The sequence below is a fragment of the Vibrio sp. 10N.286.48.C11 genome (assembly GCF_041469805.1).
GTDB classification, from domain to species: Bacteria; Pseudomonadota; Gammaproteobacteria; order Enterobacterales; family Vibrionaceae; genus Vibrio; species Vibrio crassostreae_C.
In genome coordinates this window covers 38,904-62,286 of the sequence record NZ_JBFRLK010000016.1, presented here as the reverse complement: position 1 = coordinate 62,286, position 23,383 = coordinate 38,904, and the positions used below count along the sequence as shown (strand labels likewise).

The following is a 23,383-nucleotide window of genomic DNA, read 5'->3' as shown; positions in this document are numbered from 1 at the left end:
TCAAAAGAGCAGCTTTATCGTAATGAGGTTACCTATTAGTCTTCTTCGATAGAGCTTAGGTATTCTTCCGCATCTTTAAGGTTGTCTAGTTCAGACGCATCAGACATCTTCACTTTAACAATCCAGCCACCTTCATAAGGTTCTTCGTTGATTAGCTCTGGGCTATCTTCTAATTCTTCGTTGATTTCTACGATTTCGCCAGAGATTGGTGCGTAGATATCAGAAGCAGCTTTCACTGACTCAACTAGAGAGAAGCTTTCGCCAGCTTCGATTTCGTCGTCAGTGTCAGGCAGGTCAACAAACACAACGTCACCTAGCATCTCTTGAGCGTGCTCAGAAATACCGATAGTTACAGTACCGTCACCGTTGTCTTTTACCCACTCGTGGCTGTCTGCAAACTTTAGTGTATTGTCCATTGCTTATTCTCCAAAAATTTATGAGGTTTTAATTTAAATCTTAAAAACGGTCTAACGGTAAAGAGGGAAGCGCTTGCAAAGCTCTTTAACTTGCTTGCGAACACGTTGCTCAACTTCAGCGTTGCCTTCAGGGCTTTCAACTAAGCCATCAAGTACATCGCCGATCCATTCACCGATAAGTTTGAATTCTTCAGTGCCAAAACCACGACTGGTTCCAGCTGGCGTACCTAAACGAATGCCAGAGGTAATCATAGGCTTCTCTGAATCGAATGGTATACCATTTTTGTTACATGTGATCCCTGCACGCTCTAATGCCTCTTCAGTTACGTTACCTTTCAAGCCCTTAGGACGAAGGTCAACCAGCATTAGGTGCGTGTCTGTTCCGCCAGTCACAATGTCACAACCGCGAGTTTGCAACACTTCAGCAAGAACTTTTGCGTTGTCGATCACTGAATCAATATAAGTATTAAATTCTGGGCCAAGTGCTTCGCCAAACGCCACTGCTTTAGCCGCGATAACGTGCATGAGTGGGCCGCCTTGTAGGCCAGGGAACACTGCAGAGTTGATCTTTTTGTTGATGTCTTCGTGGTTCGTCAGAATCATACCGCCGCGTGGGCCACGAAGTGTTTTGTGCGTTGTTGTTGTAACAACGTGTGCGTGTGGTAGTGGGCTAGGGTGAGCACCTGTCGCGATAAGACCCGCGATGTGTGCCATATCTACCATAAGGATAGCGCCAACTTCGTCAGCGATTTCGCGGAATTTAGCGAAGTCGATAACGCGTGGGATAGCACTACCACCTGCAATAATCATTTTAGGTTGGCATTCGATAGCGAGAGCGCGTACCGCTTCGTAATCGATTTCAAGAGTGTCGCGGTCTACGCCGTATTGAACTGCGTTGAACCATTTGCCTGAAAGCGCAGGGCGTGCACCGTGCGTAAGGTGACCACCAGCGTCAAGAGACATACCTAGGATAGTGTCGCCAGGTTGAAGTAGGGCAAGTTTAACTGCGCCGTTCGCTTGAGCACCTGAGTGAGGTTGTACGTTCGCGTATTCACACTTGAATAGCTGTTTAGCACGTTCAATCGCAATAGCTTCTACTGTATCTACGTGCTCACAACCACCGTAGTAACGACGACCTGGGTAGCCTTCTGCGTATTTGTTGGTAAGGCAAGTGCCTTGAGCTTGCATTACTGCTTTAGAAACGATGTTCTCAGAAGCAATAAGTTCGATTTGTTCGTTTTGACGAGTGTTCTCTGCTTGGATTCCAGCAAATACTGCGTCGTCAGTCGCAGATAGGTTCGTAGAGAAAAAACTGTCTAAGCTATGGTTTTGATAAGCGTTCATTGTCGAGACCTTTCATTAAGCTAATGGTGATTGTTTTTATAGTCCATTAGGTCTTACGTTGATTTCTGCATCGGTATCGTTTGCGTTATATAGGTGTATAAATAGTGCGTTGCTTCTTATTTATACGACCATAGCGTCAAAGCGATCGTTGTAGGGTCAATGCAGCACGAATTGGTTCCCAAAAATTTCGGGTAAAAAACAGCTCTTACAAATGTTAAATCTATCACTTGCTGCAAGCTGAAGTAGCATCTCTTCATCTAACAAGTCGATAACATAGCTCCGATAAAATCAATTTTCAACAAAAATTTCCAATAGGAAACAGATTTTCTCGTTTTGCTACAGGGAGCACGCTTTATTTTCCTGTGTGCTCTTTAATCAACAAAGCGCTTCATGCAACAATGAAATCAATAGACAGGAAGTAAGAAATGAATGAGGGACCTATGTCAGAAGACATTTATGATGAGTACCCATCTTTAACGTTGGCGAAAGAGACGTTAGATCAGAATATCGAACCACTTAGGCTCGGCCAGCGTATTAAAGATATCCGCAGCAAGCTGGGCATTACGTTAGAAGAGGCGAGCCAACGTACTGGTTTGGCGCGCTCTACGCTGAGTAAAATCGAGAACGAACAAATCTCACCGACGTTCCAAGCGATGCAGAAATTGGCTATGGGTTTGCAAATTGATATGCCGCAACTCTTTGAGCCACCAAGAAAAAAGGTTGCCACAGGACGTCGTGACTTAACTAAAGCAGGTCAGGGCAAACCTCACCCAACTCCGACTTACGAGCATGAACTGCTCGCGACAGAACTTTCGAATAAGAAGATGATGCCGTTCAAGAGCCGAGTGAGAGCACGCACCTTTGAAGAGTATAACGATTGGGTTCGCCACGATGGTGAGGAGTTCTTGATGGTGATCTCTGGTGATGTGATGTTCTACTCAGAATTCTATGAGCCGGTACCCATGAGCGAAGGTGACAGCATGTATTACGACGCCAACATGGGGCATATGTTGATTTCTACTAGTACAGAAGATGCACTGATTTTGTGGGTGACTGCAAAATAAGTTAACAAAGTTAGAATTTCTTATAGTGAATGCAAACGTTTGCTTTTGTTTCTAACGTTTGCCAAAAGACGCGATGTTGGTGTGAAAAGCATCAATATCGCGTTTTTGTATGCGACTGAAAGTTGTTTTTAAATTGTTAAATATCACATTTTGAGCTGTTTTAATCTTGTTAAGGGTGTAAAACTGACTCAGGCTTGTTTACTATAGTGAACACGGTTTACTCATGTTGATTGAAGTTTACTGAAGTGAATTCTTAGAAAGTGAGTCGTATAGCTTTTATACAGAAGGCTCTTTTTATATCGCTAGTAATAAAAGCCTATATAGAAGACATCACTTTTTACTATCTACTGTTTCTAACGTTAACCCATATCGTTAGAGGCGACTCTAAATAGAGATATAAGCGGCAGATTCGATTTGGAAAGCCTGCAACGCTTCATGGAGAATAAAATGACTCAAGAACACGCTAATCAAGACCTACTAAAAACACCTCTGCATGCACTTCACGTTGAAGTCGGCGCAAAAATGGTTCCTTTTGCTGGCTACGACATGCCAGTTCAGTATCCACTAGGTGTAAAGAAAGAGCACTTACACACTCGTGACGCTGCTGGTCTTTTTGATGTTTCTCACATGGGGCAACTGCGTCTACACGGTGAAAATGCAGCCGCTGTTTTAGAATCTCTGGTTCCAGTAGATATTATCGACCTGCCTTCTGGTAAGCAGCGCTACGCCTTCTTTACTAATGAACAGGGCGGCATCATGGATGATCTTATGGTTGCTAACCTTGGCGATCACCTATTTGTTGTTGTGAACGCGGCGTGTAAAACACAAGATATCGACCACCTAACGGCTCACCTTCCTGCAGACGTAAAAATGGAAGTGATTGATGACCGCGCTCTATTAGCACTTCAAGGTCCGAAAGCGTCTGAAGTTCTGGCTCGTTTCCAACCAAGCGTTGCAGACATGCTGTTCATGGATGTTCAAAAAGTCGATATCGACGGCGTAGAGTGCATCGTAAGCCGCAGTGGTTATACCGGTGAAGATGGCTACGAAATCTCAGTACCGAACGATCACGCTGAAGCACTTGCTCGTAAACTAACATCAGAAGCAGAAGTAGAGTGGATTGGCCTTGGTGCTCGTGACTCACTTCGTCTTGAGTGTGGTCTATGTCTGTACGGTCACGATCTAGATACAACAACAACGCCGGTAGAAGCTAGCCTTTTATGGGGTATCCAAAAAGTGCGTCGTACTGACGGTGAACGTGCAGGCGGTTTCCCTGGCGCTGATATCATCCTTGAGCAAATCGCGACTAAAGACGTTCAACGCAAGCGTGTTGGTCTTGTTGGTCAGACTAAAGCACCAGTACGTGAAGGCGCTGAGCTGTTCGATGCTGAAAACAACAAGATTGGCGTTGTAACAAGTGGTACTGCGGGTCCTAACGCGGGCAAGCCTGTTTCTATGGCTTACGTTCGTACTGACCTAGCGGTTATTGGCACTGAAGTATTCGCTGAAGTTCGTGGCAAGAAGCTACCAATGACAGTAGAAAAAATGCCATTCGTACCTCAGCGTTACTATCGTGGCTAATCTCTTTTAAGAGAAACCACTAAGCTAAATGAAAGCCTATTGTTTGCTTCTCTTTATTGGGAAGCCTAACGGTAGGCTTTTTTGATTTTGGTAGCGTATGTCTTTGGTAACGTATTGCTTTTAACGTTACCCACTAACAACGGTTACTTAAAATTCGTTTATAAAATGAGATATGTGGCGATATCGTTACAAACACTTACTATAATCACGATTGTGACGTGTTATGGTGACGATTCATCATTTTTGTAAATAAGTAGTAGGGGTTACAAGGAGTTAACTATGAACGTAAACCATACAATGAGTCCGGTTCGTAAAGCCGTTTTAGGGCTTTTAGCGCCATTAATTTACACATCAAGTGTTATGGCAACGGAAAACACGGACGAAAGTACTCCTGATTTGGGTGTAACACCCTATATTGTGAATGGTAGCGACGCTTCAGTCACGGAATTTCCTTCGATGGCAAGCTTGTTCATTGATCGTATTGATTATGACGGTGTTTACTCAACAGGCCCTTACTGTGGTGCGACAATTTTAGATAACTATCATGTACTGACTGCTGCACACTGTATTTATGGTGATGAGAATGCTCAACTTTTCACGGTAGTTGTTCCTCAATTGGAAGATACTTCTCTATTCCCTAACGGTAGCATCCAGAAAGTACGAGTATCTGAGGTGTATTATCGAACGGATTATTCAAACAGTATCAATCAACTATTAAGAAATGATATTGCGATTTTAAAGTTAGAAGCTTCTCTTAACCTTCAATCCTCAGCTGAAACTGTTATCCCTCAATTTGATACATACCTTAATGCTGCGAATGATTTCGTTGCAGTTGGCCATGGTGACATCGAGACTGATGTTGATGGTACGACATTGCTACAACAAGTTGACCTGACATATGTTGATACTCTTAATTGTAAAGCTGTTTTCGGTCCGTTAGTCACTGATAAACAAATTTGTTTCAACGGTAACGGACCGAATAATGGCTTATACGGGGGTACATGCCAAGGCGATTCTGGTGGTCCGGTGTTTTGGAAAAATGGCTCTACATATGAACAGGTCGGTATAACGAGTTTTGGGCCGACTACTTGCGGTGATGACATCGGCGTAACATCTGTATTTACAGAGGTATATGATTATAAAGATTGGATTACGGATGTAACTAAAGGGGTAAATGATAGCACGGAAACTGTCCAGTTTACCGCGACAGAGGCAAAACGAGTTGCTGTTGCTGGGACAAGTGCGTCAACTGGCTCTGGTAGCAGTGGCGGAGGTATTTCATTTGGTTTGCTAGGGATGCTGATGTTGATTGCTGGTGTTAGAAAAGCAGTTAAACGTTAGATCTTCAATGTTTTGAACAAGTCGACGCTTTATTTAAAGATAGCGTCGACTTTTTATTTTTTACTTTTGCAGGTGTGCAGTTGGTTAGTTGCTTGTAGAACTAGTTACTCAGCTCGATAACCGCTTTACGGCTGTATCTTTCTAGAATCTCATCCATCTCTTTTATCGCAGCATTGATGCTTTTAATCCCACCTTGAGCCACACCTTTTTCATTTTCGTTCAATGCAGAAAAAGCTTGCTTTAATTCCTTACCTTCCAACATGTTCCCGTGCAGCAACACCTCTTTGTACGTGAGTAGCTTATGTTGTATTGCAATAATTTCTGGGCGGGGATTGTCTGATTCTAATGCGTGACTAATGCAAGGAAATGCCAATGTATAGCGATTCGCAATTTCCAATTTGACGTCTTTCTTATTCGCAATATGCAATTTTTATTATTTCCCAACACTTGAATACTCAAGTTACCTAGCCTGTACGTTCACAACTGATATCAGTGTGAAGGTTTATGAAACGTAACGGTTTTATCAAGCGAATAATATGCCTTTGATGGCTTATGTAAACCATCACAAGTCAATATGGTCTGCTTCTTGCTGAATTTAGGACATAACTGTCTTTTGAGGATGAGCTTATGTCACAAGAACCCATAATATTGGCGCTGATTGAGCGTAGGAAACAAGCCAACTTGTCTCAAGAAAAGTTAGCCTCGAGTGCAGGAATGAGCTTAAAAACCTATCAAAGGATTGAACGCGGAGAGGCGGACATCAAGATGTCTCAGTATCGTTCAATCACTAGAACCTTAAAAGTGACGGATTTGGATGTGGTGCTTGATATTGTTGGCGCATCACAAGTAACAGCGGAAGATGTAGCTGCAGTCAGTCGTCTGCTGACCAGCGAAGAGCGCCTGTTGTTGATCAAGCTGATTTTGTCGGTCAAAAAGAAGCAGTAGTCTTTCTTTCAAATAAACAGCGTAATAGATCGATTCGTTAGTCAAATTGACAGATACTTCTAGGGTAATGTGTTCTCTGAGGGCATGAAGCCATCAGCTCACTCTTCCACGCAGCTGTTTGGTGGTGCTTCTTTGTTTTTTGCTTTCTAAACGTCTTTTCTGAGAGCCACGCGTCGGCTTAGTTGCTCGTCTTACTTTTTGAACCTTTGTCGCTTCCAAGATCAATTCTTTCAAGCGCACTAAAGCATCATCTCGGTTTTGTTCCTGAGTTCTATACTGTTGCGCTTTAATGATAATCACACCGTCTTTGGTGATGCGGCTATCTTTGTGTGCGAGGAGCTTTTCTTTATAGAAGTCAGGTAGGGTAGAGTGCTTGATATCAAAACGTAAATGTATCGCGCTCGATACTTTATTGACGTTCTGACCGCCGGCTCCTTGTGCTCTGATCGCTGTTAACTGGAGTTCCCAGTCTTGAATCGAAACAGAGTTAGATATTTGTAACATAAACATCCATTTTGAACGGTAATATGGCGCCATGATACTGAATATTGGTTATGGTATCAGTAACTTTATTTAAGAGTGGTAGTAGTGATGAAAATAGATTTAACGGCATATGAAGGATTAATCTTTGATATGGACGGTACGTTGATCGATACAATGCCTGCACATGTAAAGGCGTGGGAGCGAACGGCTGAAGAGTTTGGCTTTCATTTTGAAGCGTCTTGGCTGCATAGCTTAGGTGGCATGCCGAGTTATAAGATAGCCGGTGAGGTGAACAGCAAATACGGTTTATCGCTCGACCCACAAGCGGTTTCTACGTTTAAAATGGCGTCGTTTGCGGCTATCGAAGACAAAGGAGACGTTATCCCTTGTACTCACTCTCTGTTGTTAGAGCATCTGGGTAACAAGAAGATTGCAGTCGGAACGGGCAGTCAACGTAAAAGTGCCGAACAGTTACTGGATAAGACAGAGATCTTGAGTAAGCTCGATATTCTCGTGACAGCAACAGACGTTAAGAATCACAAACCAAATCCGGATACTTTCTTAGATGCGTGTTTTGGTATGGGTTTGCAGCCAAAGCAGTGTGTTGTGTTTGAAGATACGAACCTAGGTAAGCAGGCTGCTCATGCTGCGAACATGGATTGTATTCTAGTGGTAGAGGGGAACAAACTAGAGTTCTATCCTGCACCAAGCTGATTGCAAGGATTGGGTTGTTAAACCGCCAAACTAATAGCCTAGCGGAACAATACTGATTTTCTGTTAGGCGATTTCGCTCATTTCGCTGTCTAGGAACAGGCACACACTGTTTCGACCTGCTGCTTTGGCTTCATAAAGTGCTAAATCGGCGCACTTGTAGTTAAGAGCAGGGTCGTTGGTCAGGTTGGTAATTCCACCACTGACCGTCACCACGTTATCGAACTCAATACTGACTGCGATTCTCAATCTGTTAAGTACATACTCAGCTTCTTCTGTTGTGGTATGAGGCAGAATAACGCCAAACTCTTCGCCACCAATACGAGCCACAAAATCAGTTTCTCGGCACTCTCGTTGTAATACTTGAGCAACGGTTTGAATGACGCGATCTCCATAATCGTGACCAAATCTGTCGTTGATGCGTTTGAAGTGGTCTATGTCCAAAATCGCTAAACAAGACTGTTCGCGAGTAGGGTAACGATTAACACGAGAGCACTCATCTCGCAGCTCAAGATCGAATTTACGGCGGTTCCAACACCCAGCTAAGGCATCTTTTTCACTCAGGTTTCTCAGTTTGTTTTCTAGCTCTTTGTGTTTACTTATATCCACAAATGAAGCGACATAAAACTGAATCACGTCTTTCGAGTCTTTAATGGTTTGGATTCGCAATATTTCCGTGATCAAAGACCCGTCTTTACGACGATTAACCACTTCGCCTTCCCACATGCCTTTCTCTTTGATGATGCTCCACATCTTGATGTAGAACTCTTCGTTGTAGCGACCAGAGGCAAACATGGACGGTTGGCGGCCTTTTACGTCTTCTAACTCGTAGCCACTCACACGGGTGAACTCTTGGTTTACTTTGATGATTCGGTTGTTTCTGTCGGTAATCACCAAGGCAGACATGCCATTCATTGCGGCCTTAGCAAGTTGGCTCTCGATACTGTTCTTCTTGTGGTTGCTGTTCCACAATACGAAGCCAGCGGAGATCATCGAAATCAAGAAAGACAAGGTGATGATCTGAACGACGATCGCTTGTTTTTCTTCTCGGTATTGACTGCTGAACTGCTGATTTTCAATGTGAAGAACCATGTAAATAGGGCCTTCAAACTGTTTGATTTTAGGGCTGATGTCGGAATGAAAATACCAGTTCTCACCATCGAAATAGCTCGAAGATGTCTTGTCTTGAATCGCAGTCCAAAGCTCAGGGTATAACTTTGCGTAAGTCTGCTCTGAACGTGATTCAATTACATGTCCGAAAGATTCCGTAGGATCCGGCCCCATGATTATGTGTCCGGTTTTGTTGAGAATAATAGGAACAGCAGAAGATGCACCAATTTGATAGTGAAGGCGCTTATAAATCTCAAGCATGTTCAGGTTTGCGATGAAGTAACCAATAATGCGGTTGTTTTCAGCGACTGGCGTCATAATGCGTAGTGCTGGAATCAAAGGGCGAACGATCTCTCCGTTTTCGACTTCAAGATCAATACCGCGAGAGCTAATCTCACCAATCTTTAATTGCTGTAGTACCTCATAGTAATCACGCGAAGACTTGTTCTGCAGTTCACTATCTGGAACCACGATTGCTTGATTGTCTTTATAATTAACGCGAAACACTTCGTTGCCAGCTAGATCGAGGTAACGAAGCTGGGAATAGTATTTTTGGCCACGAGCTAACATCACCCAAAGATCTTGCAGGGTTTCTTTATGGATAATAGAAGGTTCTCGAATCGCTCGGAGTAGTGTTTGAGAGTCGGCGATTGACGGAACAGAGTTAGAGATTTGCTCAACAATAACAGCGAGTTCATGAAAGCTGTATTCGATCTGGTTCTGGCTGGACTGTTGGATATTTAGCGTGTGCTGAGCTTCAACCCTGTCAAATTCAGAGTTAATGTAGAGGGCAGGGACTAGTCCTAGGGCAAAGATGGTACATAGAAATTGGCTGACTAGTTTTTTTATACTTGTATTCATCACTGTCCTCAAAGAATCAGCGCAATACTATATATTTTATAGGGTTTTTAATGTGATCTTGACCCAGAAGTTAAGACAAGATTCGCATATAACTACGATTTAAGTGCAACTTTTTGCAGTTAAGCTTGATTGTTGAGCAATCACTTCGTTAGTAAATGATTGCTCAATATAGAACACTGCTCCGAAACCTAAGCTAAATTAATCGCGATTAATTGCCGATTATCTAACTAAGGGCAGCTAGCTTAGGCCGACGATATTTCCATTACTATCAATATCTAACGACATGAACGCCGGTTTGTCAGGCAAGCCTAGCATGGTCATTACATTGCCGCACAACGCGTAAATAAAACCAGCACCAGCACACAATTTTAGTTCTCTAACGGGCACGTCAAATTGGATTGGTGCACCTTTTACGTGTGCTTTTGTCGAGATCGATAATGGTGTTTTTGCTAAACAAACCGATAGGTCGTTATAGCCATGCAGTTTGAATTCGGCCAGTTGTTTTTTAGCCAGTGGAGATAGCGTAATACTTGCTGCGCCATAGCCAACTTCAGCGACTGCCATCAGCTTTTCTTCTAGGCTTTGCTCTGAGTGATACAAAGGCTTAAATCCACTCTGTTTTTGGCAAGCTTTTACCACGGCGTGAGCCAGTTGAGTCGCCCCTTCGCCACCTTGACCAAATGCTTCGCTTACTTCAACGCTAACGCTTGGATCGAAGTCGGTGATCATCTGTTTCAAAGCATCGAGCTCTTGAGCTGAGTCTTGTGGGAATCGGTTAATCGCAACAACTGTAGGCACTTGGTATTGCTTAACGTTAGTGATGTGCCATTTTAGGTTCTCAAACCCTGCAACAAGCGCGTCTTGGTCATCATTAAAGATTGAATCAGGTAACGGAGTGCCCGGTCTCAAATCGTATAAACCAGAGTTAGCCTTTAATCCACGTAAGGTTGCGACAACCACAGCGCAATCGGGCTTCTTGTTCGACGCTTTCGCTTTTATGTTGCACGCTTTCTCAAAGCCCATGTCTGAGCCGAAACCACCTTCAGTTACCACAAAGTCACTCAGCTTTAACGCTATTTTATCGGCAATAATTGAAGAGTTACCATGTGCGATGTTCGCGAAAGGCCCGGCGTGAATTAGGGTAGGAACGCCTTCAAGGGTTTGCATCAATGTTGGTTCAATAGAATCCTTCATGGTCACGGTCATTGCGCCTGCAACGTTGAAGTCATCTGCGGTTAGCGGCAAGCCTTGTTTGTTGTAAGCAAGTACCACTCGTCCGATGCGCTTTCTCAAATCTTGAAGGTCATTGGCTAGAGCAAGAATGGCCATTAGTTCAGAAGCGGCTGAGATATCAAATCCATCTTCTCGCTCAAAGCCGTTAATTGTTTTGTCTGCTTCGTTCTTGCCAACCGTGATCATGCGTAATGCGCGATCATTATGGTCAAGTACACGTCGCCAAACGATTCTACTTGGGTCGATATTCAGTGCTTTTAAGCCTGAGCGCGTTTCAAAGGCGTCTAACCCTTCACGCTGTTCATGATACAAACGTGCATCAATGGCGGCGGAGGCGAGGTTGTGAGCGGCCGTAACAGCATGAATATCGCCCGTGAGATGCAGGTTTAATTGTTCCATAGGGGCAACTTGAGAGTAACCACCGCCCGCTGCGCCGCCTTTTACACCAAATACCGGGCCCATTGAAGGCTGACGAATGCAGGCCATTGCAGATTGGTTAATCTTTGCGAGGCCTTGTGCTAATCCGATAGTAGTGACGGTTTTGCCTTCACCAAGAGGTGTCGGTGTGATCGCCGTGACTACGACTAACTTACCATCTTGTTGGTTGGCGAGGCGTTCAAGTGATGTGAGAGACACTTTAGATTTGAATTGCCCTAATGGCTGATGTTCGTTGTGGTGCAGGCCAGCTTGCTTGGCAACCTCACTGATGTTTTTAAGGGGAGTAGAGCGACAAATATCAATATCAGACAGCATATTTGATCCTTATATCAGAACCGAAAGGTGGTACGTAAACGTTTGCGTGGCGATAGTACTGTATAAATTTGCCAAGTGAAGGCAAACCACACGAATTATGTGCTGGAAGATAACAGATCTAAAGAGTCATTGCGCGAGATCAAATCTTAAACGAGCAAAATATTCGATATGATTAACTTCAGCTGCCGTTATATTGGTGTTGAATACAAAAAGGGCTGCATATAGCAGCCCTTCAAGAAATGGGTAATCTCACTTGGCGTTAACCTTTAAGAGGTAACTGCCTAATATGGTCGATTAACGATCCCAGTATGTTTCTTCTAAGCTATCTTCGCGTTCAGGTAATGCACGAGAAAGGCGAGGAGAGTGCTGAGTCAACACTTCGTAGCTTACACGGTTTGCGTACTTACAAATTTGAGACAGTGAAGAGTAAGTTAGACAAGTGTGCTCGTGTTTCTCTGAGTTTGGTACATTCACGTGGTGGTAGCTATTTGCTGCCATGTCGTGAAGTAGTGCTGAAAGTGCACCATCGCCAGCGCCATTGGTATTCTTAATCTCAAGTGGGCCACCTAGGTAAGGGCCAATGTGAGAGTACACTTTTACTGGGTCTTTACAGTCTTGCTTACGCATCGCACGGCTGAATTCGTATTTATTGAACTCAGGGATGTTACCCGGTAACAATGGCAGTGTGGTTTCGCGTTTCGCTGGTTCGTCAGTGTAACCTGCCATGTATAGACCAATAGGACCTGCAGTACATAGAACTAGGTCAACCCACTCAAGTGCCTTGTTAGCAGCCAATAGAGGATCTTTTTCACCCGTTAGCGCTTCACCTTCATCTTCGTTCATCGCGACGATGGTTACGTTTTCTTTCAGGTATTCTTGCCACCATTCAGCGTTGCCTTCGATCACATACTTAGTACCAAGTGTTAGTACAACAGGCACATTGTGCGCTTTCGCGTATTCAATCGCTTTTTGTACCGCTTTTGGCATCGGATCTTCAGGTTTGCCACGCATTAGGTATGACGACACAACCAATGCAGAAGCTTTCTCGAAGACTTTTTCAGGAATGCTTTCTGGAAGAAGTTGGTTCATGTGGCCTTCGTTGATTGCAAACGTACGTTCGCCATCTTCAGAAATCAGCGTGTAACAACGACCAATTGGACCATCAACAGTTTGAAGGTGGTTTAGATTCATACGAGAAGAAGTGCGGCAAAGGTAACGATAACCAAATGAGCCAACTTCAATCTTCTTAGACATTACGCCAAGCAGGACAGATTTGCTGTCCGCAAGTACGGAATAGTTGTGCAGTGTGTTGCCGATAGTATCGCCAGGATATTGATGCGTGATCAAACCGCGCTCAACTAACTCTTCATACAGCGCATCTGCTTTACTTTCTTCCAATACCAGTGAGTGACCTTTACTCAGCTCGTATTTTTCTAGGAACTCGTTGTCAACACGGGCTTCGATATCAACAATCGTTTGGCCAACACCCACAATCGTTGCGCGGTGAAGCTTAGGCGTTTGTTGAATTTGGTTGACCAACGGATCACGTGCGTGAGTTGGAAAGTAGTGCTTAGATTTACGCTGTCCAGGAAACTTCATATGAAAAATACAGTGAAAAAATTTTGCCGCATGATATCACATTTTGTTTCTGTTTCTTTCATTTTTATTACATTTTGAATCACCTGCACAATGTCTGTACAGGTGATTCGGCTTACTTGTGCTTAAGGCTATTCAGCTGGAACAAGTGTTGCTGGGTCTACGTAAGCCTCTGTACCCCAAAGTGGAACAGTTGAAAGACTGTGTTTGAAACTGCCTTCCGTTTCTTTGGTGGTGTAAGACAAGTAAAGCAGCGACTGATTCTCTGCATCGTAGATACGACGAACCTTCATTGTTTTAAAGAAGATACTTTTCGATTGCTTGAATACCACTTCGCCAGACTTACTCTTGTCTATCTGAGCAATCATTTCTGGTGTAATTTCACCTGTTTGACGACAAGAGATAGAGCTATCACTTGGATCAGAAAGGCTAAGGTTTGCTTCGATTGATGCGATATGACAGGTAACACCTGCGATCTTATCGTCATCTAATGAAGACATCTTGATATCCTTCATCGTGAAGAAACCCAGTGAGACGTCGCCAACCTCGTTGTCCGAACAGCCAGCTAACATTGTGACGATACCTGCTGCTATTAAGGCTTTTTTCATAAGAAGTCCTTTTTATTTATATAGTTCTGTTTACTATAAGGATATTGAAAGCTCGAATACGAGTGTAGAGCTTTTCGCTAAGTTCTTAAAGGATGTTGTTGGATAATGAAAAATATGAAGCATTTAAAGTACTTGTTGGCCTTGGTCATGCTCTGTATGCTCTCTGCTTGTAGCTCGGCACCTCAGCCGACCGTATGTCTTCCAAATAACTGCGATATTTGGGGATACTAACCGTAGGTACTAAAAGAATGAATAACGAAATACCTGAAATTGCACACAAGAAAAACCAATGGCTATTTAGTCAGCTCGATATTGCTTACCCCGCAAAAGAGAGCCTCCTCGGCCGTGAACTTTATCAAAGCAAACTTCCATCCAAGACATACCAACTCCTAGCACAAGATCAAACTCCTTCCCAAATTGATGAACTTCATAAAGTCGATTTCCATAAATTGACCGTGCTATTTTCACTCAACCAAGCAAGCGTTTACCAAGATGAAATCGAAAGGGCACACATGCTTGAGTTCTTGAGCCAAATTATGCTTTCTGACGATCATGTATTATATATTGGTACTCAAAACGGTGAAGTTGTGGCGAGCGCTATCGTCACAGAAGCGGATGGTTCCCTATTGATCTCGGATGTCGTTGCTGAAAATGGTCAAAGTATCAACAACTTTGCTAAGCAGTTACACGATTTTTGGGCACAAGATCATGCTTCTTGCGATAAAGTATGGATCGAGAACTAAAGATTCTTTGACAAAGCGTTAATCTAAGTACAATACCCCGTCTTATTTAAAGGGTATTGTATGTACAAGCTATTGATATCAATCGCTGTATTATGTGTTAGCGCTTATTCTTCACTCAGTTTTGCTAACGACTGGGATATTAAACGCATCCTAGTTTTACACTCATACGAACCTTCTTATCAATGGACTGCTGACTTCCAAAAAGGGATAGACAGTGCGTTCAGCCAGTCTCAAACCGAAGTTAAACTCTCAATAGAGTATTTGGATTCAAAGCGTGTCCACAGCCCAGAGTATTACGACTCTCTCGCGAACTACTTACGTGCGAAGTATGCAGGTTATAAATTTGATGGCGTAATTGCGACGGACGATAACGCAGCCAATTTTCTTGAATCTCTGCCTAATTTGATTGATCGCTCCACACCTGTCGTTGCAGCCGGCATCAATGATTTCAGCACCGACATGTACGCGGTGTCTGACAGAGCAACTGTGCTTTACGATAACGATCAGATAGACGTTAATATTAAGCTGATCTCCAAATTAAGACCTAATCTAAAGAATCTCTATTTTGTAAATGATTACAGTGTCACGTCTGAATTGATTCATAAAGAAATGAACAAAATGATGGCTGAATTTTCAAATATCAATCTCGTAGAAATTCGCGACTTGTCGCTGGAGCATACGAGCCAATTTTTGGAAGGGATCTCTGCGGACGATGCGGTATTGCTCAGTCATTACAACACCGAGTTAAAGCAAGGGGTTTATCACACTTACCAAGAGATTGCGGATACGTTGTCAAAAGCGAGTGCTGCTCCGGTGTTTGCTTTATGGCAGTTCTATATTTCGGGTGATGTACTCGGTGGTTACGTTAATCACTCACAAAGCATGGGTGAACAGGCCGTCGATGCGTTGGATAAATACCTTCCACTTGGTTTTACTACACCGTTAACTCCCGGAGACAACAAACGTTTTGTATTCAATTACCCTGCAATGAAGAGATACGGGATTAGTGGAAACGCGTTACCTGACGAAGCGGTTTTCATTAACGAGCCTTCATCCTTTATTCGCAAAAACTTCCAGTTGTTATTGGGGCTGTCGATGGTGATTGCGGGTTTGAGCCTGATCATCTTGATGCAATTTGTCACTCTGCGCCAAAAGAAAGAGTTGGCGAATAAGAACAAACGAATCTTAAAGCTTCAGAAACAGACCTTGAATATCCAAAAGGATATGATTCATGTTCTCGGAGAGGCAATTGAAACCCGCTCTGGCGAAACTGGTAATCACGTTAAGCGTGTAGCCAAGTTGTCTGCACTGCTTGCTAAGTATCGTGGCTTGAGCCATCGCGAGGTCGAGATGATTGAGATCATCAGCCCAATGCACGATGTGGGTAAGATTTCAGTCCCTGAATCAATCTTGGATAAACCTGGGAAATTAACCGACCAAGAGTGGGAGGTGATGAAGCTTCATACTACGGCTGGCTATAACTTACTAAAGAGCGGAGCGGGTGATATTACCAACCTCGCGGCAATCATTGCTAACGAACATCACGAGCGTTGGGATGGTGCTGGATACCCGAATGGAAAAGTGGGTGATGAAATACACCTGTTTTCTCGTATCACTGCCGTAGCCGATGTGTTTGATGCGCTGCTTAGTGCACGTTGCTACAAAGAACCGTGGCCGTTAGATATGGTGGTCGATTTGTTTGAGCGAGAGTGTGGCTACCAGTTTGATCCTCAGCTAACTAAATTGCTACTGAAACACTTATCCGAGTTTGTCGCTATCCGAGATTCGTACCCCGATACTGGAACTGTAGAATATGCGTCTTCACCTTCGCTTGAAGCTAAGGTCTTAGAAGAGTCGGTTGTTAGCTAATTGTCGCTCTATCTGAGTAGCCTATAAGCCATTTTTTTTATCGATTCACCACGATCCGGCTAGGAAGTAGTGATTTATATTTTCTCCTGAAATTGAGTAGCTTATGTAAAGCTCGCAGTATTTGGTTTCGTAGAATCTGGGTTAATTTAATGAAAACTATTGCTTATGCTGAGCGATAAAGTGATCAACTCCATATTTCGCGAAGAGAAATAAGCCTGTATCTGCAAACTGTTACCTCAATCATCTCGCGCATTGAAAGAACACTATAGGATAAAACTTGGATTCAATCTGAGTGAGATACCTATGCGGTTAGAACAGACTAAATGTGTGATTTTCGATTGTGACGGAACACTTATCGATAGTGAAAAGCTGTGCTGCCAAGCTTTGGTGAACGTTTTCACTGGCTTTGGAGCGGAGCTAAACGTCAACGACTGCTATGCGCACTTTCAAGGCGGGAAGCTAGCCGACATCTTAATGGATACACAAGAACGTCTTGGGTTATCTATCTCGATTGATACACTTGAGCCGTTATATCGCAATGAATTACAAGCACTGTTCCAGCGTCATTTAAAACCGATGGATGGCGCTATCGAACTTATTGAATTCCTCAAACAACAAGACATCGAGTTTTGTATTGCTTCCAATGCACCGAAATCTAGGGTTGAATCTTCATTGGCGATGACAGGCATGTTAGACGACTTCAAAGGCAAAGTGTTCTCAGCTTTTGATGCTAACAGCTGGAAGCCAGAGCCTGATCTAATCATGTACACGGCCATGAACATGGGCTTTCTGCCAAATGAGTGCATCTACGTGGATGATACGTTGAAAGGGATTGAGGCTGGTGTTCGCGCGGGTATCCAATCGTTTCGATTACGCCCGAGTATTGATGAAGCAATCGTAGATCCCGAAGCCGACTCAGCAGAACTCGCGGCTCAGGATATCTACAGTTTAGAAGAAATTTCAGTTTGGATTAATGGCAAGCACTGCTCAAATGGTGGTATATCGAATTCTGCAGCTTTGGTGGGGTAGAGCTTAGTTGAAGGCTGACTACCTTACTAAATTGTTTGGTGTGGAAACCGCAAGATGCACAAGTAAACTTTTCTCCACTTTCTGAAAGCAGATACTCGTCGTGTTGGCATAAAGGGCATGTAATGTCGTCGGTGTTTGGTGTTTCTGTTTTATTCATTATGTGTCACCTGCAGCAAGGGGGTAAGCGAAAAAAGACCCGTTCAATTAGATTACTCCTAAGCTCGAATATTAGACAGTTCTGACACTTCTTAATCTCTCCTTTGCGACTTGCTTCATGGTAATTGATAATGTCATCGTTATCGACCATGGTTCTTGTAATGTTATTAAACAAAAGCCAAAAAGAAAGGACCCATTACGAGTCCTCATTAGTTTGTTTTCAATTCACGCCGCTAGTTCACCAGTTGATCCTTAAGTTCGGTAGCGTGCCAATGTCTGAGATAGAGAAACCGACGCTTCTGTTAGCCTAGATACGCCATTTGAAGAATTCTGAGCCACGTCTTTAATCACATCGGATTGGCTTCGAATATCGTTAAGCTCTGCTGCAATCGTATTGGCAACGTTACTTTGCTCATCGGCTGATGTTGCGATTTGGATACTCATGTCCATTAGCGCTTGAGCTGAATCTGCAATCGAGTTTACGTCGTGACCAATGTCCGAAATCAACTGGCTACTGGTTTGCGCTTGATCAACCGTCTGTTCGGTGATCTTCGCGATATTTTGGCTCTCTTGCTGTAAGCGCTCAATCATCGCTTGGATTTCTACCGTTGCCGACTGAGTGCGGCTTGCCAGTGTTCTTACTTCATCAGCAACAACAGCGAAACCTCGGCCTTGTTCGCCCGCACGAGCGGCTTCAATCGCGGCATTCAAAGCAAGTAAGTTAGTTTGCTCTGAAATAGCATTGATCGTCGTGATGACCTCGTTAATTTGGCTCGTATTCACATTCAAGCTAGTAACAGAAGATGAGGTTTGCTCAATCAAAGAAGAAAGGGTGGTGATTTCTGAGATCGCTTGTTGAACTTTCGCGTGGCTATCGTTGATTTGCTGCGCGTCTTGCTCGGTTTGTTCCGTTGAGCGTGCAGAGATGTTAGAGACTTCATTTGCTGAAGCTGTCATCTGATCCATTGCTGTCGCTACAGAGTCTAGAGAGGCATTTTGGCTCATGATTTGTGTTTCGCTGCGCTTCATCTCTGTTTCGAAAGAAGCTGACGTTTCACTTAGCGTTGCTGCACTGTGGTTTACGTTGTTGACTAACTCGCTAAGCGTGTCCATTGAACGGTCAAGCGCACAACCAATCGTGCCGAACTCGTCACGGCCAGGGTGGAAGCCAAGGCGTGATGTTAAGTCACCATCACCAATCTTTTGAGTCGTTGAATAAAGAACCCAAAGTGCGCCGCCTAGGAAAGTCGCTACCCAGTAACAGAAAAGACCAAAAGGCACACACCACAAAAAGCTCAGTAAGAAAGTGTACAGTGCTTGCTGCTTTTGATTCTGTATATCGTTAGTTGAAACGGTAAGTGAGTAGTAGTTGCCATCTTGTGCGAGTGCTGTGGCAGTCACCGAACCATTGTTTGAAATAGTGGTTTGTTGAGCGCGAGTTTGCTGGCTAACAGAGCGAACAGAAGCAGGGGAATCTGATGCTGATAAAATGCCTTGCAGTTGATACTCGACCTGCTGTTTTGCAGTTACGTCAATGTGTTCCATTTTGTTGACGTAGTTCAGTCCAGCTAGGCTTGCCAAAGCGGCAAAAAAGATTAAGAAAATGACCCAAAATTTGTCGTTGATCGACATCTTGATAAACAGTTTGTCTATCGTTCGAAATTGTACTTCTTTCATAAAAACTCCACGGTAAATCCTTTACCGTGGACTCTAAATAACCGACCTCAATAAAAATGTGACTTCAATCGACTAATTGTGAAAATTAATGATAGTGACATGTTATTTGTGAGATCTGGATCAAGTAAATTAGTTCTGTATAGGTTTATTAGCCCAAAGAAGGCAGTAACCCTACTGAAATAAGAACTTGAATGGCAATGATAAATACGCCAACGCTACCTGCTAAAAACAACGCTTTGCTACCGCCTAACACTTGGTAACTGGCTTCTGCAGATTGAGGTTTGACAGAGAAATCAGTGTAACGAACCTTGTAGACCATCACTGTTGGTAACAGAATCGCGAGCACTGAAAGTGCAATGGCTGCGTAGCCTAAAGCCATGATGAAGCCTTGTGGGTAAAATAAGGCAAAACCCAGTGGCGGTAAGAAGGTGATAGCAGCTGTCTTAACACGTTTTGCGTTACCTAGTTTCTTGCTCAGTGAGTCGCCCATGAATTCAAATAAGCCCAAGCTTACACCAATAAAAGATGTCAGCAGTGCAAGGTCCGCAAACACACCGACGATCACGCTTAGGTTGGATTGATGAACAGTTTGCGATAGTGAGACTAATAGCGCGCCTAAACTTGTATCAGACAATAATTGCTCTTGGCTAATCACACCCAAAGTAACACTTTGCCAGAAAACGTAGATAACCAGAGGCAGTGCCGAGCCAATAATCATTACCTTACGTAAAGAACGAACGTCACCATCTAGGTATCGAACAATTGATGGGATGCTGCCGTGGAAACCAAAAGAGGTAAACACAACCGGAATAGCCGCAACAATCAGGCCTTGCTGTAAAGGCATGCTCATTAAGTATTGAGAGGTAATGTTTGGCGCTAGGAAGCTGAGTACCAAAACCATCGCGATAAGCTTTAAGCCAAACAAAACGCGGTTAACTTTATCAACACTGTGTGTACCAATCGTAACAACGCCGGCAACTAATAGGGTAAATAGAAGCGTGGTGATTTGAGCATTAAGTTCGATACCCGCGATATCCGAAATTCGTTGGTTAAATTGCGCACCGCCGCCAGCTATGTATGCCGCACACAGAGCGTAGAAAAGAAACATCACCGCGAAGCTCGCAATCCACTTTCCTTTTGTCCCCAAAATGGTATGAGCTAACGTGTGTAGGGTAGCGTCAGATTCTGCGAATTGGTGAAGCTCTACCATTAATAGCGCAGTAAAAGCCATTAACGCCCATAAACCCAGCATCAAGAAAAGTGAAGTTGAAAAGCCAATACCTGCAGAAGCAAGTGGAAGAGCGAGCATGCCAGCACCAATGGTTGTGCCTGCAATGATCAAAGTACTACCAAAAACCTTTGATTTATTCATTGTATATAATTCTTTACGTTAGGGTGTGTGTTCATTGTAATTCTTCTAGCTTAAGCGCATAAACCCAAAGAATATCTCGATTTTGAAGTATTCTGATTGAGTTTAATTCCAAATGCAATTCTTATTGTAATTAAAAACATCCACTGTAAATTAATATTTACACAAAGGGGCGTGTCAGCATTCAAATGAGCAAAGCAAACGTTTGACCATGATCGGTTTCAAAATTTATAGAGTAATTTGTTGTACTTGGTGTAAGGTGGCAGTACATATGTCGTTCGCGTATACCCCTTTAGCGCAAAAAAGCGTTAATGATCGCGAGTAGCTTTAAGCTATGAATATGGAATGGGTAGAGTAGAGTGCGTTCATCAAAGTGACATAATATAAGTCCAAGATGGTGCACTAGTTAATCGGACATCATGTCCACATCAAGGAATAGAGGGGGCACAATGAGTGACCAATCTTATAATGACGAAAGTCTAGAGTTGTTAGATGCTATGGAAATTGGCATTGATTTGTCTGACTATGAGCAGACAGTGAAACAGTTAGCAGAAGAGCTTTTCAAGTCTTCGAACTAAGCTTTTAAGATCTTTAATTCAGTTTCAACTGAAACGTTTTAAAGCTAAAAGTTTTCTTAGCTAAAGCTTCTCAAAGCAAACAATTCTAAACTGAGCAAATCGTATTCGCTCACACGTCATACCAAAACTATCCTCATTAAAGTTCGCGAAGATAAACGAGTACGTTTACCATGTTACTTAGTTCTCGATACTTTAATGAGGTTCAATGAACTTTCTCGCACACCTTCACATCGCCAAGCACTGTAACAGCAACTTAGCAGGTAACCTGTTAGGTGATTTTGTTAAAGGCGACCCTAATAAACACTATTCTGATTCCCTTTCTGACGGTATTAGGCTTCATCGATTTGTTGATAGCTATACTGATCGTCATGATGTATCTCGTTCTGCAAAATCACTTTTCTCAGACCAAACACGACGCTTTGCGCCTATCGCACTCGATGTATTTTGGGATCACTGCTTAGCCAATCATTGGGATCAGTTTTCACAGCAGACATTAGAGCGTTTTTGTTTAGATAGCCATGAGCAGATCTTTGAACATCAAGAGCCACACTGGCCTGAAAATTTCGTTATGGTTCATCAGAAAATGGCTGAGCATAGATGGTTAGAGAGCTATCAAGACATGTCATCTATAGAGGTGGTGTTGCAGCGAATGGCGTTGAGAAGGCCTAAGCTCGGTATGCTCGAGACATGTTACGATGACCTCGAACGTCACTATGATACGTTGCAGTGTCACTTTAATGAGCTTTATCCCAACGTTTTAGAGGAAGCTAAGCAGTTTAATGCGCTTCAAATGAAGAAAAATCAAAAGGAAAGGTAAACAGCGTAATGCAGGTTTGCTACAATCCGCGCCTATTTAATCTTTGAGCATCATACTATGTCTGAATCTACAAAATCTTTTAACCAACTAGGATTATCTGAGCATCTTCTTGCCACGTTGTCTGAGCTTAATTTTACGGCTCCTACCAGTGTTCAAGAACAAGCAATTCCATTGGTATTAGAAGGCAAAGATGTACTGGCTGGTGCTCAAACGGGTACAGGTAAAACGGCTGCGTTTGGTTTACCGATTATTCAAAGATTAATCGAGACAAAAGACAACGTTATTCCGAACCCTAAGCTCGTTCGTGCGCTTGTATTAGTGCCAACTCGTGAATTGGCACAACAGGTTTTCGATAACTTAACTAGCTACGCAAAGGGCACCGACATTAAAGTCGTGGTGGCTTACGGCGGCGTTAGCATGAAGGTGCAAACTGATAACTTACGCGGTGGCGCAGATATTCTTGTCGCGACGCCTGGTCGTCTTATTGATCACATGTTCACTAGAAACATCATGTTGAGCCAAACGGAAGTACTGGTACTGGATGAAGCTGACCGTATGTTAGATATGGGCTTCATGCCTGACATCAAGCGTATTCTTTCTCGCATGAACGAAGTGCGTCAAACTCTGTTCTTCTCTGCAACGTTTGATAACAAAATCAAAGCGATTGCACACCGTATGATGCAGAAGCCAAGTGAAATCCAAGTTACGCCAAAAAACAGCACCGCTGAAACCGTAACACAGATGGTTTACCCGGTAGATAAGTCGCGTAAAAGTGAGCTATTAGCGTATTTGATTGGTTCAAAAAACTGGCAACAAGTGTTGGTGTTCACAAAGACTAAGCAGGGCACTGATGCTCTCGTTAAAGAGCTTAAGTTAGACGGCATTAAAGCGGCATCAATCAATGGCGATAAGAGCCAAGGTGCGCGTCAAAAAGCCCTAGACGATTTCAAGTCAGGCAAAGTTCGTGCGTTGATCGCAACCGACGTGGCAGCTCGTGGTATTGATATTCAGCAGCTAGAACAAGTTGTGAACTATGACATGCCATTTAAAGCAGAAGATTATGTTCACCGCATCGGACGTACTGGCCGTGCGGGTAACA

The 23,383-nt window shown here is 43.4% G+C and carries 21 protein-coding genes; 11 read left to right on the top strand and 10 right to left on the bottom strand.

The genetic code is table 11. The annotated features are described in order from the left end of the window. Positions 1–35 precede the first annotated feature (35 nt). Together gcvH and AB4209_RS05905 are read right to left on the bottom strand one after the other, a co-directional pair. Positions 36–416: a glycine cleavage system protein GcvH gene (gene gcvH / locus AB4209_RS05910; RefSeq protein ID WP_017072176.1), complete on the bottom strand. Its 381-nt coding sequence runs from the start codon at positions 414–416 to the stop codon at positions 36–38. 51 nt (positions 417–467) lie between these two features. Further along, positions 468–1,760 (bottom strand): serine hydroxymethyltransferase, encoded by a 1,293-nt coding sequence (locus AB4209_RS05905; RefSeq protein WP_017072175.1) that lies wholly within the window; start codon positions 1,758–1,760, stop codon positions 468–470. A 440-nt stretch (positions 1,761–2,200) separates the two neighbouring features. Here AB4209_RS05905 and AB4209_RS05900 point away from each other — a divergent pair, with 440 nt between their 5' ends. From AB4209_RS05900 to AB4209_RS05890, 3 genes are all read left to right on the top strand, one after another. Beyond that, complete coding sequence (locus AB4209_RS05900; RefSeq protein ID WP_017059847.1) at positions 2,201–2,824, top strand: helix-turn-helix domain-containing protein; 624 nt, start codon at positions 2,201–2,203, stop codon at positions 2,822–2,824. Between the two features lie 447 nt (positions 2,825–3,271). Next, complete coding sequence (gene gcvT, locus AB4209_RS05895; protein ID WP_372055134.1) at positions 3,272–4,405, top strand: glycine cleavage system aminomethyltransferase GcvT; 1,134 nt, start codon at positions 3,272–3,274, stop codon at positions 4,403–4,405. A gap of 279 nt (positions 4,406–4,684) precedes the next feature. Further along, positions 4,685–5,746, top strand: coding sequence for a trypsin-like serine protease (locus AB4209_RS05890; protein WP_136981868.1), 1,062 nt, complete (start codon positions 4,685–4,687; stop codon positions 5,744–5,746). A 100-nt stretch (positions 5,747–5,846) separates the two neighbouring features. Here AB4209_RS05890 and AB4209_RS05885 read toward each other — a convergent pair whose 3' ends face one another. After that, on the bottom strand, positions 5,847–6,173 hold the full coding sequence (locus AB4209_RS05885; RefSeq protein WP_029236416.1) for a hypothetical protein: 327 nt from the start codon (positions 6,171–6,173) through the stop codon (positions 5,847–5,849). 200 nt (positions 6,174–6,373) lie between these two features. On the opposite strand from AB4209_RS05885, the gene AB4209_RS05880 reads away from it, so the two are divergent. Further along, positions 6,374–6,691 carry a helix-turn-helix transcriptional regulator gene (locus tag AB4209_RS05880; RefSeq protein WP_017059843.1) on the top strand — a complete coding sequence of 106 codons (318 nt, stop codon included), beginning with the start codon at positions 6,374–6,376 and terminating at the stop codon, positions 6,689–6,691. Positions 6,692–6,784: 93 nt separating this feature from the next. Here the strand turns inward: AB4209_RS05880 and arfB are convergent, their stop codons facing one another. Beyond that, on the bottom strand, positions 6,785–7,195 hold the full coding sequence (gene arfB, locus AB4209_RS05875) for an alternative ribosome rescue aminoacyl-tRNA hydrolase ArfB (protein ID WP_017059842.1): 411 nt from the start codon (positions 7,193–7,195) through the stop codon (positions 6,785–6,787). A gap of 87 nt (positions 7,196–7,282) precedes the next feature. On the opposite strand from arfB, the gene AB4209_RS05870 reads away from it, so the two are divergent. Beyond that, positions 7,283–7,888 carry a beta-phosphoglucomutase family hydrolase gene (locus tag AB4209_RS05870; protein WP_017069882.1) on the top strand — a complete coding sequence of 202 codons (606 nt, stop codon included), beginning with the start codon at positions 7,283–7,285 and terminating at the stop codon, positions 7,886–7,888. A 63-nt stretch (positions 7,889–7,951) separates the two neighbouring features. Here the strand turns inward: AB4209_RS05870 and AB4209_RS05865 are convergent, their stop codons facing one another. The 4 genes from AB4209_RS05865 to AB4209_RS05850 all read right to left on the bottom strand — a co-directional run bounded on the left by AB4209_RS05865 (position 7,952) and on the right by AB4209_RS05850 (position 14,046). Next, the gene (locus tag AB4209_RS05865) at positions 7,952–9,856 is read right to left on the bottom strand and encodes a diguanylate cyclase (RefSeq protein ID WP_372055131.1); all 1,905 of its coding nucleotides are present in this window, start codon (positions 9,854–9,856) and stop codon (positions 7,952–7,954) included. A 237-nt stretch (positions 9,857–10,093) separates the two neighbouring features. Beyond that, the gene (locus AB4209_RS05860) at positions 10,094–11,842 is read right to left on the bottom strand and encodes a formate--tetrahydrofolate ligase (RefSeq protein ID WP_372055129.1); all 1,749 of its coding nucleotides are present in this window, start codon (positions 11,840–11,842) and stop codon (positions 10,094–10,096) included. 294 nt (positions 11,843–12,136) lie between these two features. Next, the gene (locus AB4209_RS05855) at positions 12,137–13,441 is read right to left on the bottom strand and encodes an inosine/guanosine kinase (protein WP_017069885.1); all 1,305 of its coding nucleotides are present in this window, start codon (positions 13,439–13,441) and stop codon (positions 12,137–12,139) included. A 128-nt stretch (positions 13,442–13,569) separates the two neighbouring features. Then, on the bottom strand, positions 13,570–14,046 hold the full coding sequence (locus AB4209_RS05850) for a CreA family protein (protein ID WP_017059837.1): 477 nt from the start codon (positions 14,044–14,046) through the stop codon (positions 13,570–13,572). A gap of 248 nt (positions 14,047–14,294) precedes the next feature. Between AB4209_RS05850 and AB4209_RS05845 the strand changes: the two genes are divergently transcribed. The 3 genes from AB4209_RS05845 to AB4209_RS05835 all read left to right on the top strand — a co-directional run bounded on the left by AB4209_RS05845 (position 14,295) and on the right by AB4209_RS05835 (position 17,687). Then, positions 14,295–14,789 carry a hypothetical protein gene (locus tag AB4209_RS05845; RefSeq protein WP_017064644.1) on the top strand — a complete coding sequence of 165 codons (495 nt, stop codon included), beginning with the start codon at positions 14,295–14,297 and terminating at the stop codon, positions 14,787–14,789. 60 nt (positions 14,790–14,849) lie between these two features. Then, the gene (locus AB4209_RS05840) at positions 14,850–16,658 is read left to right on the top strand and encodes an HD domain-containing phosphohydrolase (RefSeq protein WP_372055127.1); all 1,809 of its coding nucleotides are present in this window, start codon (positions 14,850–14,852) and stop codon (positions 16,656–16,658) included. A 303-nt stretch (positions 16,659–16,961) separates the two neighbouring features. Then, positions 16,962–17,687, top strand: a complete 726-nt coding sequence (locus AB4209_RS05835; protein ID WP_017059834.1) for an HAD-IA family hydrolase — start codon at positions 16,962–16,964, stop codon at positions 17,685–17,687. A gap of 408 nt (positions 17,688–18,095) precedes the next feature. On the opposite strand, the gene AB4209_RS05830 is transcribed toward AB4209_RS05835, so the two are convergent. Then, positions 18,096–19,520, bottom strand: coding sequence for a methyl-accepting chemotaxis protein (locus tag AB4209_RS05830; RefSeq protein ID WP_136973510.1), 1,425 nt, complete (start codon positions 19,518–19,520; stop codon positions 18,096–18,098). A gap of 148 nt (positions 19,521–19,668) precedes the next feature. After that, positions 19,669–20,892, bottom strand: coding sequence for an aromatic amino acid transport family protein (locus tag AB4209_RS05825; RefSeq protein ID WP_017064640.1), 1,224 nt, complete (start codon positions 20,890–20,892; stop codon positions 19,669–19,671). A gap of 446 nt (positions 20,893–21,338) precedes the next feature. Here AB4209_RS05825 and AB4209_RS05820 point away from each other — a divergent pair, with 446 nt between their 5' ends. The 3 genes from AB4209_RS05820 to AB4209_RS05810 all read left to right on the top strand — a co-directional run. Next, a complete protein-coding gene (locus AB4209_RS05820) occupies positions 21,339–21,467 on the top strand; it encodes a hypothetical protein (RefSeq protein WP_017059831.1) in 129 nt (42 codons plus the stop codon). A 205-nt stretch (positions 21,468–21,672) separates the two neighbouring features. Continuing rightward, a complete protein-coding gene (locus AB4209_RS05815; protein ID WP_372055124.1) occupies positions 21,673–22,284 on the top strand; it encodes an ACP phosphodiesterase in 612 nt (203 codons plus the stop codon). A 57-nt stretch (positions 22,285–22,341) separates the two neighbouring features. Continuing rightward, a partial coding sequence (locus tag AB4209_RS05810) for a DEAD/DEAH box helicase (protein WP_136975199.1) occupies positions 22,342–23,383 on the top strand: 1,042 nt, incomplete at its 3' end.

Bases quoted from the DNA above. Each gene is read 5' to 3' on its own strand.
- gcvH (WP_017072176.1), bottom strand. From the start codon at position 416: ATGGACAATACACTAAAGTTTGCAGACAGCCACGAGTGGGTAAAAGAC.
- AB4209_RS05905 (WP_017072175.1), bottom strand. From the start codon at position 1,760: ATGAACGCTTATCAAAACCATAGCTTAGACAGTTTTTTCTCTACGAAC.
- AB4209_RS05900 (WP_017059847.1), top strand. From the start codon at position 2,201: ATGTCAGAAGACATTTATGATGAGTACCCATCTTTAACGTTGGCGAAA.
- gcvT (WP_372055134.1), top strand. From the start codon at position 3,272: ATGACTCAAGAACACGCTAATCAAGACCTACTAAAAACACCTCTGCAT.
- AB4209_RS05890 (WP_136981868.1), top strand. From the start codon at position 4,685: ATGAACGTAAACCATACAATGAGTCCGGTTCGTAAAGCCGTTTTAGGG.
- AB4209_RS05880 (WP_017059843.1), top strand. From the start codon at position 6,374: ATGTCACAAGAACCCATAATATTGGCGCTGATTGAGCGTAGGAAACAA.
- arfB (WP_017059842.1), bottom strand. From the start codon at position 7,195: ATGTTACAAATATCTAACTCTGTTTCGATTCAAGACTGGGAACTCCAG.
- AB4209_RS05870 (WP_017069882.1), top strand. From the start codon at position 7,283: ATGAAAATAGATTTAACGGCATATGAAGGATTAATCTTTGATATGGAC.
- AB4209_RS05865 (WP_372055131.1), bottom strand. From the start codon at position 9,856: ATGAATACAAGTATAAAAAAACTAGTCAGCCAATTTCTATGTACCATC.
- AB4209_RS05860 (WP_372055129.1), bottom strand. From the start codon at position 11,842: ATGCTGTCTGATATTGATATTTGTCGCTCTACTCCCCTTAAAAACATC.
- AB4209_RS05855 (WP_017069885.1), bottom strand. From the start codon at position 13,441: ATGAAGTTTCCTGGACAGCGTAAATCTAAGCACTACTTTCCAACTCAC.
- AB4209_RS05850 (WP_017059837.1), bottom strand. From the start codon at position 14,046: ATGAAAAAAGCCTTAATAGCAGCAGGTATCGTCACAATGTTAGCTGGC.
- AB4209_RS05845 (WP_017064644.1), top strand. From the start codon at position 14,295: ATGAATAACGAAATACCTGAAATTGCACACAAGAAAAACCAATGGCTA.
- AB4209_RS05840 (WP_372055127.1), top strand. From the start codon at position 14,850: ATGTACAAGCTATTGATATCAATCGCTGTATTATGTGTTAGCGCTTAT.
- AB4209_RS05835 (WP_017059834.1), top strand. From the start codon at position 16,962: ATGCGGTTAGAACAGACTAAATGTGTGATTTTCGATTGTGACGGAACA.
- AB4209_RS05830 (WP_136973510.1), bottom strand. From the start codon at position 19,520: ATGAAAGAAGTACAATTTCGAACGATAGACAAACTGTTTATCAAGATG.
- AB4209_RS05825 (WP_017064640.1), bottom strand. From the start codon at position 20,892: ATGAATAAATCAAAGGTTTTTGGTAGTACTTTGATCATTGCAGGCACA.
- AB4209_RS05820 (WP_017059831.1), top strand. From the start codon at position 21,339: ATGAGTGACCAATCTTATAATGACGAAAGTCTAGAGTTGTTAGATGCT.
- AB4209_RS05815 (WP_372055124.1), top strand. From the start codon at position 21,673: ATGAACTTTCTCGCACACCTTCACATCGCCAAGCACTGTAACAGCAAC.